Consider the following 15,858-nt stretch of genomic DNA (forward strand, 5'->3'; position numbering starts at 1 on the left):
GTTTCACACCCCGGCCTCTCCAGAGACGCTGTCCTCCCGACTGAGGAGGACAGCGGCTCGGTGCTCCCGTTCAACGATCTCTCAATCACCCCACGTCACGACATCTCCTGGATGAGAGCCGGGCCGGTGGGGTCGGCCGTGCGCACGTTGTTGACGGCTCGGCTCACCAGGTGCGTCGTCATGGTCGTAGCGATCGCCTGCGAGCTCGCGTCGATCATCGGCACCATCGCCTTGGGGTCCACGAGCTTGGCGGGGTGGAGCCACTCGTCCCAGACGTCGCGCTCGAGGAAGACCGGCATCCGGTCATGCACCTCACCGGAGGCGTCGCGAGCCTCGCGAGTGATGACGGTGAACGACAGCGTCCACTCCCCCGTGGCGGGGTCCTTGCGCGGGGCGTACAGACCGGCGGCCGCCAGGAGCTCGTCGCCGGCGTGGATGAAGTGAGGCTGCTTGCCGTCCGGCAGCGCCACCGCCTCGACACGTGGGGACCCACACGCCCCAACCATCTTGGCCACACCACGACTGGTGGTGCACACCTGCGTCCCACTGCGTTCCCGCCACCCCAGCACTACGCTGCCACCGAGGTGCCACCATCTCGACACTCGCACCCCACCTGATAGGCACAATCAGGCAAAGAGTCAACCATGCAGCATAGATGCGCGAGCGTGCAGTCTAGGTTGCACGTCCACAACAACAAACTGTTGACGTGCAGCGCAGATTGCGCAGGCGCGCCGGGCTACTTTGCACAATCTCGGGCGTGTCACTCCGGGTGCGCAAAGTAGGTTACGTCATTGTTGGTGCCTTCCAACTTCTCGACCCCTAACGAGACTTCTCGCGAACTCAGTTCTCGTCCCTCGGGCCTCCTTCAGTCGCCTGGGTGAGGATCGCCTCGAGGTCTTCTGCCGCGGGGAGGGCGGCCTGCTCACTGAGCGGAAGCGACTTGTAGGTGTAGCCGGCCACGGCCAGCGGCGCCGATGCACCCGCCAGGGCGTAGTGCACGATGGCCTCGTTCCGGCCAGCGCACAACAGGATCCCCAGGGTGTGGGCATGTCGGTCAGCGCGACGCAAGCGGTCGTCGACCAGGGCGACGTAGGTACCAAGCTGACCGACGTGCGCAGTTGAGCGAGCTCGGAGTCGACCGGTGGGAGGTGGTCGACGAAGTTCGAGGGAGCGGCACCGATCCGGCGATGGAGGCCGGACGCGATCTGATTCTCCAGCACCGTTCGAGACCAGCCATGCTCAAGGGCCTGCGATGCGTACCAGTCCCGTTCGGCGACAGTCTTCACGCGGTCGAGCAGGGTGGTCACGTGTCGCCAAGGAAGTTGTGCACCAGCCTGGTGCACAAATACTTCCTCATCCGGCCACGCCTGAGCGAAGGCCCTCATGTAGAGCAGACTGCGCATCGAGCGCGTCACGACGTGCCGGTGCCTCCTCGAAACGCGCTGTCCGTGCACTCGACCCTCGTGTCGTTGGAACAGAACGAGGCGATGCAACGAATGTCCAGCGCCAGCCTGGCCCAGGGCGAGGAGATCTCCTCGTGGGCGGCCATCCTCTTCACGCCCACGCTCGTCGCGTCGGTCTACGGCATGAACTTCGACCAGATGACCGAGCTTCACTGGGCGTGGGGCTCCCCGTTCGCTATCGCTCTCATGGGAGGTCTGTGCCGCGGGCTCCAGGCTGCCTTCACGCGCAACCACTGGCTCTGAGCGCACCACTGCCGACGGGGATGCAACCAGCATCCACATCAGCGCAGCCGTGCTGGCCGCTGCCGTCAGAGAAGGGCCGAGCGTTTTCACTACGGACTGCGGAGCAACCTGGTCTGACAGCCGGCCTCTATGACACTGGCTGTTCTTACCCGTCGACGTCGTGCGGGTCGCGCCGTGACGGGGCGGATGCGCGGACGACCAGGTGCGTAGGCAGGATGATCGGGCTCGGTCTCTCTCCGTTCATCAGCCGGATGAGCATCGTGGCCATCTCGTGCCCGAGGGCACGGATGGGTTGGCTCACCGTCGTGAGGGCCGGATCGGTCTGGCGGGCGACGTCGAGGTCGTCGAATCCCACGACCGCAACATCCGCCGGGACTGCTCGGCCGTGAGCCTTGAGTGCGCCGATCGCGCCGGCCGCCATGTTGTCTGAGCCGACGAAGACACCATCGAGGTCAGGGTGGCGCGACAGGAGTCTCGTCATGGCCTGGGCGCCGCCTTCGTGGCTGAAGTCCGTGTGCTCGACCCGATCGGCACTCAGCCCGGCCAAGGCCATCGCATCAGCGAAGCCCTGGTACCGAGCGACGGATGCCTCGAGGTCCATCGGTCCCGTGATCGCCGCGATACGGCGGCGCCCCGAGCTCAGCAGGTGTTCCGTCGCGCTGCGCGCGCCCCCCCGGTTGTCAGCATCGACGTACCAGCGCGGTTCCCCCGTCAGAGGACGCCCGCAGAAGACGATCGGGAGGTCCGTGGCGTCCGCGACTCGGTTCAGCGGGTCGTCGCGCCGCAGTGCCATGAGCATCACTCCATCGGTGCGCCGAGACTTCAGCAGGCGTTCGATCCGCGCCTGGCCGTTGGCGGACGAGGCCAGCATGAGGGTCAGATCGAGCTCTGCCTTCTCGAGGACCGTCGCGACGCCCATGATGACCTGTGAGAAGAACGGATCGCCGAAGAATGCCGGATCGTCGCCGGAGAAAGCGAGAACCACCGAGCCCACCTTGTTGGTCGCGAGGGCTCGTGCCGTTGCGTTGGGGATGTAGCCGAGCTCCTTGGCCGCTCGCTCGACGGCTTCGCGCTTGGACAGGCTGACGTTGCGGGCGTTGTTCATGGCGCGCGAGGCCGCAGAGCGAGACACGCCCGCGCGGCGTGCCACCTCGTCGAGGGTCGCTCCTTTGAGCAAGTCTGGCTGTTTGGACGGGTCGCTCGCGAGCCGGCGGGGTGGCTCGGACACTGAACCACCGGTCGCGTCGTCTGGCATGGCTGCCAGCCTACTGTCCGCCATTCCCGCCACCCGCAGAGACGTTCCGTCGCTCGCGTGCTCGCCGAGCCGCGATCGAGGTACCGGCGCCGGCGATGAGCAGGGCGATGCTGGCGAGGATCATCCAACGCGCCTCCACGCCGGTTCGGGCCAGATTCCCGCTCTGGCCATCGGCTGTGGAAGGACCGGGCTCGGCCTGTTGCGCGCCCGGCAGGGTCGGCTCAGCCGGCGCTGGCGTGAGGGGGCCTGCGGCAGCGGTCACCGCGAGGGTGGCCGAGTCCGTGTAAAAGCCCCCGAACTCATTGACGAAGAAAGCTCGGTACTCCCCGCCGTCCTCGGGCCGGGCTGTGAAGACCATCGTCGAGGCGGTCGCACCGGCCACGTCTGTCCAGACACCTTCGAGCAGGCGCTGCCACTGCACGGCGGGCGCGGGGTTGCCCGCCGCCGTGGCGGTGAAGGCGGCTTCATGCCCTTCGACGACGGTGATGTCCTCGGGGTGGACGAGCACGTGGACGACGTCGCCGGCGGCTGACTCGTTGCCGTCCGCCTGGTCGGCGACGAAGGACGAGACCCAGGCGAGGGCGGAATTCCAGTTGACCGTGATCTCGTTCGTCGACCAGGACTGGATGTCGTCGAGGTAGCACAGCTGCGGTGCGCACATGTGATCAGCGCTGTATGCCGCCTTGATGACTGGGTCCCAGGTCGCTGAGTTGGAGTTGGGCCCGCCCGACACGGACCCGCGGGGCGGGTTCGGCAGGGCGGGTTCGAGGGAGTCGGCGAACCAGCGGCTGTGCTGGTTCTCGGAGTACGTCTCCCCGTAGCCCGTGATGTAGGAGTTGTTGAGGGCGTTGCGGCCGAGGAGGTAGTCCATTGCCTCGAGCACCCCGTCGGCGAAGCGTTGATCGCTGGTCAGGTCGAAGGCGGTGCCCATGACGACCTGGTTGTTGAGGATGGCGCTGTTCGAGCCCCAGTCATAGATCCCGTCGCTACCGGGGTATGCGGTGCCGAAGGGTTCGTCGGTCTGCCATGCGAGGTATCGCTCGGCGGCGGTGACCACGGAGTCGCGGATGGCGGCGCGCCCAGGAATGTCCGACTCGACGGTGGCGAGGTCGAGCCGGCCCAGTGCCGCTGTCTCGAACCAGTTGAAGCCGCCGGCGGTCCAGATGTCAGCGGTGTTGTACTCGCTCGCGAGGACGTGGTCCTCGTACTCCTGCTCTCCGGTGGAGAGGAACAGCTCCGCAGCCGCCCAGTAGAACTCGTCGCCGACGGTGGTGTCGTTGTAGGGGCCGCTACCGGGACTGGGGTCCGCGTTCGGGGCCGGCGCAAAGAGGTCAGGGGTCGCGAGTGCTGCATCCCAGGCGATCTGGCCGGCAGCGAGCAGGTCGGCCGCGAACTGGGGGTCGTACTCCGCCCACAGACGTGCGCCGTGCGCCGCGACCGCTGCGAAGTTGAGGGTCGCTGCCGTCGAGGGGCGGTGCAGGTATCGCTCCTGCGGGTCGTCGGACGGAAGGAGCGGGAGGCCGGTCCAGTCGGCATCGGCGACCTTGTGGTGCACCATCCCTGCATACATGTCGGCACCGGCCGGGACCTGCATCTTCATCATCCACTCGAGCTCCCAGCGCGCCTCGTCCAGCACATCCGGGACGCCGTTGCTGCTCTCGTCCAGCGGGATGTTCAAGGTGCCGTCACCGAGATCCGCACCGGCCGCCGTCGGGCTGTACCGGGTCCGCTCGTAGGTGCTGAGGATCTGCGCGACGGCGATGCCGCCGTTGACCACGTACTTCCCGTGGTCCCCCGCGTCGTACCAACCACCCGTGACGTCGGACGTGTAGTTGCACGTCCAGTCCCCATACATCCAGTACTGCCCCTCGGTCGCCGGCGTGAGGCAGGCGATGTCAGCATCGCCTCGGTTGGCGCTGGTGCCCTCCGAGGAGCCGTCCGAGGTCGCGACATGACCAGCGGGCCGGGAGTACTCCGCAGCGTCGGGCTGACCGTCCATCACGGATCCGTCGATCGCGATGCCGCTGCGCGCCGGGTAGAAGTAGTTCAGGGCGTCGTACCGCAGCTGCTGGTAGATGCCCGCATCGATGACGAACGCGTGGCTCTCTTCCCCATCGGCAACCAGGGTGTAGGTGCCGGGCGCGGTGAGGTTGCTGAAGTCGAGCTCGTGGACGTTGAGCCCGGCGGTCGCATCGACGCCGGCCGGCACGGTAGCCCCGGACGACACCGCTGCACCCGCTGCGTCGCGGATCTCCCACGCGACCGGAGCGGTCTCGTCGGTCACGAGCGTCGCCTGCTTCGGGCCGTCGGGAAGGTATCCGACCTGGTTCACACGCACACGGGACCCGGTCTCGGGGGCGTAGGGCGGCGCGACGGTCCCGCTGCGGAGGGACACGTTGTCGAGGCAGAACGTCCAGCCGGCATCCGCGCCACCGACCTGGAACGAGACTTCACCGCTCGCCGGGTCCTCGCCGTCGGAAGCCGGGAACCCGTCCTCCGGGGTGAACGTGAACGCATAGGAGCGCATCTCCGTCGTGAGCGTCGGGTTCTGCTCGAGGAGGATCCCGTACGGAGCCTCGTCGTCCCCGATCACTGCGCGGACCGGCCGCCCGCTGGACGAGCTGGCGTCGAAGGAGAGCGTGTAGGTGGTCCCGGGTTCGATGACGACGCCGTTGAAGCCGACGATCTGGTCCCACCGGTTCGACGTACCGCCGTCGAGCGCCGCGCACAGCACTCCGTCGATGACGCTGCTCGTCACGCCGGCCCCGGTCGCGTAGAAGGGCTCGAGCGTCCCATCGTCGAAGTCTCCACCGACGACGAGCTCCGCGGTGGCGGACGTGATGGAGAAGTTGTCGAGGCAGAACGTGAACCCGGCCGGCTGGGCACCCAGCTGGAAGGCAGCGTTGCCCGTGGTCGTGGTCCAGGTGTCCTCGACGGGAGACCCGGCGTCCTCGCTGGACGTCGGCCAGCTCGCGGGGGAGAACGTGAGCTCGACGTGCTGCGGCGTCGAGCTGCCGTCCAGGACCACCTCGCGGCTGGTGGTGGCCGGATAGCCGGGGCCTGCCTGCATCGGGATGGTGGCTGGAGCGTCTGCACGCGCATCGAACGACACCGTGTAGGTCGCGTTCCGGTCGAAGGCGATGCCGTCGTGCTGGGCCGCGATGTCCCAGGGATTCTCGCCGCCCTCCACCACAGAGCAGAACTCCTCCGTGGCGGTCGACGACGTGACCGTCCCGGCGTTGGCATAGCTGTACCAGCCCTGGGGGTCACCACCGATGAAGTCGTGCACTGCACCGACAGGACTCGCGAGAGCCGAGGGCGCCGCAACTGCGGCGAGCACGAGGGCAACGGAGACCGAGGAAGCGATCCGGGGGGCGCGCAGCTGGCGCGCGTGACGAGGGGAAACCACGATGTCTCCATTCTGAGCGGGAGCGCTCCCACACGGTGTGCGGGATGAGCGCTGCCTCGCAGGCATGCCTCGGAAACTACCACCGGATGAAACTGGGATCAATCCGGTAGCGCTCCCAGTTTTTTCTAGACGGCGCACGCCCCAGGGCTGGCCACGACGACGTTGACGGCTTGACATGAGCGACACAGAGCATTCACTCTTGGTTGAAAGCGGCACGAAACGGCCTGGTAGCGCTCCCAGTTTAGGCGAACCGACATCCGCTCTGAAGCCTGCTGGAGCGTCTCAAGGTGGAGACGACGCCCGTGCCGCTGACCCTTGACTGCCGGCCAATCGGTAGGCCCTCACATGAACGGAGCAACCCATGAGGCTTGCACTACGCCCCCCACTGTTTGCCGTCGCGGTCGCGTTTGCGGTCGCGCTCGGCACGGTCACCGCGGCGCCCGCGTCCGCGGCCGATCCGCGGGATCTCACGGACGGGTTCTACGTCGATCCGGACTCCACCGTGCTGCAGTGGGCGGACGCAAACCCGTGGGACGGCCGGTCGATCGCCATCCGCACGTCGATCGCACAGCAGCCCATGGCGCGCTGGTTCGGCAGCTGGAGCGGCACCATCGGGACAGCCACCGGGGCCTACGTCGGCGCCGCCGACTACCACAACAAGCTGCCCATCATGGTTGCGTACAACATGCCCGGTCGTGACGCCTGCGGCGGTCACTCCGGAGGCGGCGCCGGCAGCGTCAGCGCCTACAACGAGTGGATCGCCGCCTACGCCGGAGGGATCGCCAAACGACCAGCCATCGTCGTGATCGAGCCCGACGCTCTCGGCGACTACGACTGCATGAGCACGGCGCAGGTGACCGAGCGCCAGAACATGATCATCGGGGCGATCGCCCAGTTCAACGCCCAAGCGCCCAACACCTGGACGTACCTCGACGCCGGCAACCCCGGCTGGACACCTGCGGCAACGATGGCCCAGCGCCTGCACGCAGCCGGCATCAAGAACGCTCACGGCTTCTCGCTGAACATCTCGAACTACTTCAGCACTGCTGAAAACACCGCCTACGGGAACGCGATCAACGGCGAGCTCCGCGCACGGTACGGCTACACGAAGCCCTTCGTCATCGACACGAGCAGGAACGCGAACGGCAGTGCGAGCACGCCGTGGTGCAACCCCGCACAGCAGAAGACCGGCGCTACGAGCCGGAGCGGGGGCGGAGCAGAGATGCTCCTGTGGATCAAGACTCCCGGCGAGTCCGACGGGAACTGCGGAGTCGGCTCCGGTTCCACTGCGGGTCAATTCTTGCCCCAGGTCGCCTACTCGATGGTCTTCGGGTACTAATCGCCGCATCCTGACATCCGGCTAGCACCAGGTGGAGCTGGTCGGCAACACCGCCGCGTATTGGGGTAGCCGAGCGTGAGCCCACCCGAGCAGATGGTGTGAAGCCGTAGCGGCTCACCTAACGTTGCCAGACGTCTTGCAGCCGATAGGTTGCAAGACGTCTGGCAGGCGAAAAGTCTTGCGTCTTCCCGGGGGAGGCTCTGGCCATGGAATGTCGGCTGTGTTGCACCGTTCACCCTCACCATGCTCGGGACACTGGCAGGCCGGCCGACAGCGGGTGAGCGCATGACGGCCGGCCCACCCCTCGGGGGACGAGTCAGTCCTGGGGTCCCCCTAGGCCGCCGGGTGAAGCCAATCCTGCAAGCATCGGGCCCAGTCGAGATGTTGCAGCGTCGCAGGCAGAGTGGAGTCCGGCTGGAAGGCACCGAAGAGAGGATTCCAATCCCGCACCTCCATGGCGCGGATGAGGTCGTGGATTGCATACGGGTCGGTTGGGACTATCTCTTCAAGGGCAGTCCGGTCCTTGGTGACGAAGACCAGGAGCGCGCCGCGCTCACCAGTCGGGGTGCCGACCAGCGGACCGGACGCCTTCAGCGTTCCCTCAGTGAGGCGTGTGAGAAGCCATTTGGTGTGGGCTTCCAGGTGCTCGCGCCAGGCGGCGCTATCGGGTGGGTGTACCGAACGAAGAAGACGGACATCTAGGTTCCTTCCATGGCGCCTGCTGCTCGTCTGGCAGGTCGTCCATCTTTTTGGGTGGTCAGGAGTTCCACGCGCACCGCGAAGTCAGGCGGCCTGGATGGGCAGCTGTAGGTAGGACGCGAGCTCCCCGCCGGTGTGGATGACGTGCTGTCCGCTGTTGGCTCCCGAATACTCACGAATTCCCGGCATGAGCGTCCCGAGCAGGTTCCGCGAGCTGACGACGAAGCGCAGCTGCTCTCCGGCATGGAACGCAAGACCGATCGGCAGGAGGTCGATCTCGATCTGGGCGATCTCACCGGGCGCGAGCTTTTCGACCCTGTCGAAGCTGTGCGCGGGCACGTCGTCGGTCGACAACGACTGGTCGAGGTGGCGGGCGGACACGCGCAGCCGTCCGTCGGAGCCCTTGTACCGCAGGATGGTCGCGCCATGGTCCGTGAGATCGTGGGCCCTCGCGCTCTGGTTGGGCACGGTGAACGCCTGCAAGGGCGTGCCGTGCGCGTCGAGCTTCTGCACGAGCACGAACAGGTCCATGTCGTCAGCGCCCTTCGCCTCGACCCAGAGGTGAGCCTTGGGATACCCGACCATCACCGTCTCCTGCTCAAAGCGCACGAGGAACGACACCGCCTCCGGGGTGGACCCGACCTCGTAGGCTGCGGAGACCTCGTCGGTGGGTGCCTCGGTGACCAGGGTGCGGGAGCGCCCGTCGAGGTAGTACCTCGTCGACGTGACGTCCTGCGGCGGGAAGGCGTCCGCGGCGATGCCGACCTGGTCGCCGCCCTCGAGGTCGAGGACCGAGTAGCGCACGCGGGGTGTGGCCTCCCACCCGTTGTCCTGGTCCTTGAGGTAGCGGTCGAAGAAGCGACGCAGGTCCTCCACGTTCGCCTGGTCGTAGTAGTCGGGCCACTCCTGACCGTTGTGGATACGGAGCCACTTCTCGTCCGAGGCGATCCGGCGCCATGCACGGAACGTTCCCGCGGTGTGCAGCGTGTTCGAGTAGCTGGCCACGACGTACGCCGGCACCGTGATCCGGTCGAAGTCGGGGATCTTGTTCTCCCACAGCTCGTCCATGAGGGGGAAGCGTTCCGCCTCCGCGAGGATGTCCTCCTTCTGGTTCTTGCCGAAGAAGCTGCCGTCCTGGAGCTGCTGGGCGAACCCGGTGTCCGGCATGCCGCCGCGCATGACGAGGTCGCGGTAGACGTCGCTGACGCCTTCCCACGGGTTGATCGCCGCCAGGTGCGGGGGCTGCTCGGCCGCGGTGAACCACTGGGAGACCGCGAGGTAGGAGGTCCCGCTCATCCCCACCTTGCCGGTGCACCACTCCTGCTCGGCCAGCCACTCGACGAGGTCGTGACAGTCGCGACCTTCCTGGCGGTCCCAGAGCACGCTGTCACCCTCGGAGTCGACCACACCCCGGATGTCGGGGTTGCAGATGGCATAGCCCTGCGCGCACCAGTACGCCGGGTCCGGACCCTCGAACTTCTCCAGGCCCGAGACGATCCCGTTGTCCAGCCCGACCAGGCCGAACACGCCCATGACGCTCGGCGAGGTGCCCTGCCCCTTGCCGTAGGGGCTCCAGGCCACGATGACCGGCACCTTCACCTGCCCGGCGGGACGGTAGACGTCGACGTGGATCGTCACGCCGTCACGCAGCCGGACAGCGACGTCCTTGTCCAGCACGACGTCGACCGGCAGGGGGCGGAACTGCGGCGCGGCCTGGAAGCCGGCCTCCAAGGTCCGCGTCCCCGGGTCGAAGCCGGTCAGCAGACCGGTCCGTGCGGGGGGCAGGGGGTGTGAAGGGACGAACAGCTTCTGGTCTTCGCTCATGGCGAGCTCCTTCGTGTCTGGTGACCCAGGGGCCAATCCTCGGATCGCTGCGAGCGTACGTCCGCAGCACGAGAAACTCAACACGCGTTGAGAAAAACCATCCGGTGAGCTAGGTTCGAGGCATGACGGCTCAGGACCACGCAGCCCCCCGCCGCGGCCGGCGACCGGGATCCACCACCACGCGTCAGGCGGTGCTCGACGCCGCCCGGGCGCGGTTCGCCCGCGACGGGTTCGCCGCGACGACGATCCGGCTCGTCGCCGGAGATGCCGCGGTCGACGCATCGCAGGTCATGCAGTTCTTCCGCTCCAAGGAGGAGCTGTTCGCCGCGGTGATGTCCGTCCCGCCGTCCGCGCTCGAGCGCTTCAGCACGGCGTTCGAGGGACCCGACGAGCACCTGGGCGAGCGTGTCGTCCGCGCCTTCCTCGGCGCGTGGGAGGGAGCCCCGGAGGAGTCGGAGCCGCTCATGGCGATGCTCCGCGGTGCGATCGTCAACGCGAACGCGAGCGAGCAGCTGCGAGACTTCATCGAGTCCCGGTTGCTCGACGGGACGAGCGGACGGACGGACGCCGACGCCGCTCTCCGTGCCGGTCTCGCGTCGTCGATGCTCGTCGGTGTCGTGACCGGGCGACGCGTCATCGGCGTACCCACGCTCGTCGCTGCCGGCACGGACAAAGTCGTCAGCGTGCTCGCCCCGGCGATCCAGGGGATCCTGGCGCCCCAGTCCCCCACCGGGAACGCACGAGAGGATCGCGCATGACCTCCATCGACGGCCACATCTACATCGACGGGCACCGCACCGCGAGCCCGCGCAGCCTCGAAGAAGCCCAGGACGTGCTCCGTGCCGGCAGTGCCGTGGCGTGGCTCGGGTTGAGGGACCCGGACCCGGCAACCCTCGAGGACGCAGCCGCCCGCTTCGGCCTGCACCCGCTCGCCGTCGAGGACGCCATGAAGGGCCACCAGCGCGCGAAGCTCGAACGCTACGGCGACACGATGTTCGTCGTCCTGCGGCCCGGCTCCTACGACGACGCCAGCGAGCGGGTCGCGTTCGGGGAGATCCACCTCTTCGTCGGGCCGCAGTTCGTCATCACGCTGCGGCGCGGCTCGAAGCCCGATCTCACCGCTGCGCGGGTAGCGCTCGAAGCCGAGCCGGAGTTCCTCAGCACCGGCCCCGAGGCGATGCTCACCGCGCTGCTCGACGAGATCGTCGACGCGTACGCCCCGGTCGTCTCCGGTCTGGAGGAGGACATCGACGAGGTCGAGGACAGCCTCTTCACCGACGGGCACGTCGACCCTGCGCTGTCCGAGCGCATCTACCGCCTCATCGAGCAGGTGATCTCCTTCCAGCGCGCGATCGGCCCGCTGCCCGACATGGTCCACGGGCTGCTGCGCGGCGCCGACCGGTACGGCACAGACGACGACGTACAGAACCGTCTCCGCAACGTCCTCGACCACATCGTCCGCGTCACCGAGCGCGTCACGACCTGCAGATCCCTCCTCGAGAACGCTCTCGACGTGCACTCCACACTCGTGTCGTTGGAGCAGAACGAGGCGATGCGGCGCATGTCGAGCGCGAGCCTCGCCCAGGGAGAGGAGAGCCGCCGGCTCGCCAAGGAGACCATCGAGCAGGGCGAAGAGGTCAAGAAGATCTCCTCCTGGGCAGCGATCCTCTTCACCCCGACGCTCATCGCCTCGGTCTACGGCATGAACTTCGACCACATGCCAGAGCTCCACTGGACATGGGGGTACCCCTTTGCCGTCACGCTCATGCTGGGCCTGGGCGTCGCACTCTGGGCCGTGTTCAAGCGCAAGCACTGGCTGTGAGTTCGTAGCCCTTGGAGATCCGACCGTGATCCCGGGAGCACACGCTGGCTCACCTCGGTCTCCTCAGCGCGCCGGCGGCCCCACGGAGCCGCGCTCGACCAGGGTCACCTCGAGCGTCACCCGCTCGGCTTCGCGTCCCGCGCCGGCGTCCAGCTGGCGGCGGAGCATCTCGGCAGTCGCCCGAGCCTTGGCGGGGATGTCCTGTCGGATGGTCGTCACCTCGGGGGTGGTGACACGAGCGAGGTCGATGTCGTCGAAGCCGATCACGGACATCTGGTCAGGCACGGAGCGCCCGGCTCGATGGAATCCGTTGACCAGACCAGCGGCGATGTCGTCCGCGGTCGCGAACACTGCCGTGACCTCTGGCAGCTCACGCACCAGGGCGCCGGCGAGCCTGAGGGCCGGCTCGTACTCGGTCTGACAGGTCCGTTTCAGCAACGGGTCGTGGGTGATGCCGTGCTCGTCGAGCGCCTTGCTGAAGCCCAGGTACCGCTGGCGCACCACGCCCGTGTCGAAGAGCGAGGGCCCTACGAACGCGATGTTCCGGTGCCCGGCACGGACGAGCCGCTCCCCCGCGAGGTAGCCCCCGCGGAAGTCGTCGACCCGCACGCTGCTGATCGCCGGCGACGCGCCGTAGTTGTCGACGAAGACCATCGGGACGTCGTGGGCCTCGCGGAGCACCTCGACCTCGTCCGCGAGGGTGCTGAGGAAGATGGCGCCGTCGACGTTCCAGGACTTCAGGCTGCGCGCGGTGCTCTGGACGTCGGTCGTCGAGTGGACCATGAGGTACATCCCGGCGCGGGTGACGTGCAGCTCGAGCTCGCCGAGGAAGAGGGCGTCGTGCTGCCCGAGCGTGGCTCCGGCGCCTGTCCGTGAGGTCGGCTGGTAGGTGACGGAGACGATGTTGGAGCGGTTGGCGGACAAGGACCGGGCCGTCGCGCTCCGGACGTAGCCCAGGCGGTCGACAGTCTCGAGGACGCGGGCGAGCGTGGTCTCCGAGAGGCGTTCGTGGCGGCCGTTCAAGGCGTTCGACACGGTCATCTTCGTCACGCCCGCAGCAGTGGCGACGTCCTGCAGCGTGACGCCGTCCCCGCCCCCGCGTCGTCGGCGGGCGGCAGGTTCGCTTCCTGGAGGTCTTGACACGCGTCGATGATATACCGCTACACTCATCGGGTTGAGGTATAGCGGTATACCTGCACAGACGACACCCAATGGAGGGTTCGATGAGAGTTCACAAGGTCATGGTCGCGACCGGCGCAGCGATGGTGCTCGCGCTGAGCGCGTGCTCGAGCGGCGGAGGAGGCGTCGGAGACGCCGTCAAGGACGAGACCGCCGACAAGGGCCTCGACGTGGTCGGCGATGCCGTCACCTGGGACCCCAACCAGCTGGTCAACGAGGGCGAGCCGATCGCCCTGGAGTGGTGGCTGTGGGGCTTCGACGCCGAGTCCCAGGCCATCGCGGACGCCTACCAGGAGATCCACCCGAACGTGGACATCCAGGTGGTCACCCAGCCGTGGGAGGACTACTGGACCAAGCTGCCGCTCGAGCTCCAGGGCAAGAACGGTCCAGCGATCTTCAACGTGCACAACAGCCAGCACGACAACCTCATCAAGAACATGGCGCCGTACGACATCGAGCTCGACGATCTCCGCGCGGACTACGCCAACGTCGACGCCCACGTCATCGAGGACGAGGTCTACTACATCGACTTCGGCCTCATGACCGGATCGATCTTCTACAACACGGACATGTGGGAGGCCGCCGGCCTGACTGAGGATGACATCCCCGTGACCTGGGACGAGTTCCGCGACGTGGCCGCACAGCTCACCGTGGCTGAGGGCGACAGCATCACCCAGGCGGGGTTCAACTTCAACGGTCAGTTCAACGCTTTCCAGTCCGGCCTGGCCTACCAGCTCGGACAGAACATGTTCGCCTCCGACCTCACCACGCCGGACGTCGACAACGAGGCCAACCTCGAGGTGATCCAGCGGTTCCTCGACATCTACGCCGACGGCTCCGGCTCGAAGGACTTCGGCGCGGCGACCGACACGTTCGGCCAGGGGCAGACCGCGATGATCTATTCCTGGGGGCACTTCGGCGGGACGCTGTCCGCCGACTTCCCCGATCTCGCCTGGAGCACGTTCCAGACGCCGGTACCCGACGCCACCGAGGCCCCGTACGCCCTCGACCGCACCAACGGCGAGTCGACCATCGGCATCAACAAGAACGCGAGCGCCGAGGAGCAGGCGGTGGCCCAGGACTTCCTGCGTTACTACCTGACGAACACCGAGCTCATGAAGGAGATGTGCCTGGCGCTCGGCGTCCTGCCCACCTACGGCCTGCTCGCCGAGGACCCCGAGATCGTCGCGTCGCCCGTCCTGCAGTCGTTCGGGGACATCGACAGCTACATCTGGCCCGGCCCCTTCCCGGCAGCCTTCGAGACCAACACGACCACGATGTGGGAGGACATCCTCTACAACGGGGTCGCACCCGAGGCCGCGCTGGCGACCGCGCAGGACACCATCGCCACAGACGTGGAGAGCTCCAGCTTCGTGTCCCTGGAGTCGCTGTACCCCGGCTACCAGGCGCAGGACTGAGTCCACCCCTCGGAAGGAGTAGCCGACCCCGGGGCCCACCCTTGGGGTGCCGGGGTCGGCGCACCACCCATGAACACCATGACCGTCTCGCCCGCACCCGCGGGCACCCGCGAGAGCGCCCGCCCGCGCCGCCGCATGGCCTACCCGGGCGAGCGCGCACTGCGCAACGTCGTCGTCGGCGTCGTCGTCCTCTTCATCGTCGTCCTGCTGCTCGTCCCCATCGGCATCGCCGCCGTCGGGAGCCTGCACCTGTGGAACCCGCTCAACGACACGTTCACCTTCACCGGGTTCGCCAACTACCGGCGCCTCTTCGCCGACCAGGAGTTCTGGACCTCGTCGCTCAACACCCTCGTCTTCGGGAGCGTCGCGATCGTCGGCCGCCTCGTGCTGGGCCTCGCGCTCGCCTACGCCCTGTACTCGAAGATGACGCGGTTCAAGACCTTCTTCCGCGCCGTCTTCTACATGCCGACGGTGACGCCGCTCGTCGCCGTCGCCTACGTGTGGCAGCTCATGTACAACCCGCGCTTCGGTGCCATCAACACCTTCTTCGGGCTCGACATCAACTGGCTCCTCGACTCCCGCTACGCGATGGGAGCGATCCTCGTCATGACCATCTGGAAGGACTTCGGATATGCCGTCATCCTCTTCCTCGCCGGCCTCTACGCCGTGCCCGACGACGTCCTCGAGGCCGCGGCGGTCGACGGCGCGAACGCCTGGACCCGGTTCCGGCGGATCATCGTCCCGCTCCTCACGCCGATGACGCTCTTCATCGCGGTCACCTCGACCATCGGGTATCTCCAAGCCTTCGTGCAGGTCCTCGTGCTCACGGAGGGCGGCCCGGGGACGTCCACTCGGTTGATCTCGTACATGATCTATGACGAGGCCTTCGTCAACTACAACTTCGGCTACGCCTCGGCGATCGCGTTCGTCCTGCTGCTCTTCACGGCCGTGCTCACCTGGTTGAACTTCCGGGTGTCGGCGGGAACGGGCGTGCGGGCACCGCGTCGTCGCCTCGCACGAGCGGCGGTGAAGCGATGAAGCGCGCGCTCTCCTCCTGGTGCCTGCACGCAGCCCTGGCCGTCGCGGGCGTCGTCACCGTGTTCCCCTTCGCCTGGATGCTGCTCTCGGCCTTCAAGCCCAACTCCGAGATCGTCGGCGCCGACCAGACGTTCTGGCCGCAGCAGTGGACGTGGGAGAACTTCACGTC

Annotated in this window: 11 protein-coding genes and 1 pseudogene; 6 read left to right on the plus strand and 6 right to left on the minus strand. The window is 67.3% G+C overall.

Annotation, left to right across the window (positions count from 1 at the left end):
• Window positions 1-95: 95 nt before the first annotated feature.
• Both ABKW26_RS18365 and ABKW26_RS18370 read right to left on the minus strand, forming a co-directional pair.
• Window positions 96-470 carry an SOS response-associated peptidase family protein gene (locus tag ABKW26_RS18365; RefSeq protein WP_348595528.1) on the minus strand — a complete coding sequence of 125 codons (375 nt, stop codon included), beginning with the start codon at window positions 468-470 and terminating at the stop codon, window positions 96-98.
• A gap of 370 nt (window positions 471-840) precedes the next feature.
• Entirely contained in the window at window positions 841-1,233 is a 393-nt protein-coding gene (locus ABKW26_RS18370) for a PDDEXK nuclease domain-containing protein (RefSeq protein ID WP_348595538.1), read from the minus strand.
• A gap of 200 nt (window positions 1,234-1,433) precedes the next feature.
• On the opposite strand from ABKW26_RS18370, the pseudogene ABKW26_RS18375 reads away from it, so the two are divergent.
• A pseudogene (locus ABKW26_RS18375) lies at window positions 1,434-1,706 on the plus strand (CorA family divalent cation transporter); the annotation flags it as partial.
• Between the two features lie 145 nt (window positions 1,707-1,851).
• Here the strand turns inward: ABKW26_RS18375 and ABKW26_RS18380 are convergent.
• On the minus strand, window positions 1,852-2,961 hold the full coding sequence (locus tag ABKW26_RS18380; RefSeq protein WP_348595529.1) for a LacI family DNA-binding transcriptional regulator: 1,110 nt from the start codon (window positions 2,959-2,961) through the stop codon (window positions 1,852-1,854).
• Between the two features lie 10 nt (window positions 2,962-2,971).
• Window positions 2,972-6,370: a glycoside hydrolase family 9 protein gene (locus tag ABKW26_RS18385; RefSeq protein ID WP_348595530.1), complete on the minus strand. Its 3,399-nt coding sequence runs from the start codon at window positions 6,368-6,370 to the stop codon at window positions 2,972-2,974.
• Window positions 6,371-6,731: 361 nt separating this feature from the next.
• On the opposite strand from ABKW26_RS18385, the gene ABKW26_RS18390 reads away from it, so the two are divergent.
• Window positions 6,732-7,709 carry a glycoside hydrolase family 6 protein gene (locus tag ABKW26_RS18390; protein ID WP_348595531.1) on the plus strand — a complete coding sequence of 326 codons (978 nt, stop codon included), beginning with the start codon at window positions 6,732-6,734 and terminating at the stop codon, window positions 7,707-7,709.
• A 783-nt stretch (window positions 7,710-8,492) separates the two neighbouring features.
• Here ABKW26_RS18390 and ABKW26_RS18395 read toward each other — a convergent pair.
• Window positions 8,493-10,232 carry a CocE/NonD family hydrolase gene (locus ABKW26_RS18395; RefSeq protein WP_348595532.1) on the minus strand — a complete coding sequence of 580 codons (1,740 nt, stop codon included), beginning with the start codon at window positions 10,230-10,232 and terminating at the stop codon, window positions 8,493-8,495.
• Between the two features lie 122 nt (window positions 10,233-10,354).
• Between ABKW26_RS18395 and ABKW26_RS18400 the strand changes: the two genes are divergently transcribed.
• Complete coding sequence (locus tag ABKW26_RS18400) at window positions 10,355-10,990, plus strand: TetR family transcriptional regulator (protein ID WP_348595533.1); 636 nt, start codon at window positions 10,355-10,357, stop codon at window positions 10,988-10,990.
• On the plus strand, window positions 10,987-12,054 hold the full coding sequence (locus ABKW26_RS18405) for a magnesium and cobalt transport protein CorA (protein ID WP_348595534.1): 1,068 nt from the start codon (window positions 10,987-10,989) through the stop codon (window positions 12,052-12,054). Before ABKW26_RS18400 ends, ABKW26_RS18405 begins: the two co-directional genes overlap by 4 nt.
• Window positions 12,055-12,117: 63 nt before the next feature.
• On the opposite strand, the gene ABKW26_RS18410 is transcribed toward ABKW26_RS18405, so the two are convergent.
• Window positions 12,118-13,197, minus strand: coding sequence for a LacI family DNA-binding transcriptional regulator (locus tag ABKW26_RS18410; RefSeq protein WP_348595535.1), 1,080 nt, complete (start codon window positions 13,195-13,197; stop codon window positions 12,118-12,120).
• Window positions 13,198-13,277: 80 nt separating this feature from the next.
• On the opposite strand from ABKW26_RS18410, the gene ABKW26_RS18415 reads away from it, so the two are divergent.
• Together ABKW26_RS18415 and ABKW26_RS18420 are read left to right on the plus strand one after the other, a co-directional pair.
• Window positions 13,278-14,651: an extracellular solute-binding protein gene (locus ABKW26_RS18415; RefSeq protein ID WP_348595536.1), complete on the plus strand. Its 1,374-nt coding sequence runs from the start codon at window positions 13,278-13,280 to the stop codon at window positions 14,649-14,651.
• 69 nt (window positions 14,652-14,720) lie between these two features.
• Window positions 14,721-15,689, plus strand: coding sequence for a sugar ABC transporter permease (locus ABKW26_RS18420; protein ID WP_348595537.1), 969 nt, complete (start codon window positions 14,721-14,723; stop codon window positions 15,687-15,689).
• The last annotated feature ends 169 nt before the right edge of the window (window positions 15,690-15,858 follow it).

Source organism: Sanguibacter sp. 25GB23B1 (assembly GCF_040012415.1).
Lineage (GTDB): Bacteria > Actinomycetota > Actinomycetes > Actinomycetales > Cellulomonadaceae > Sanguibacter.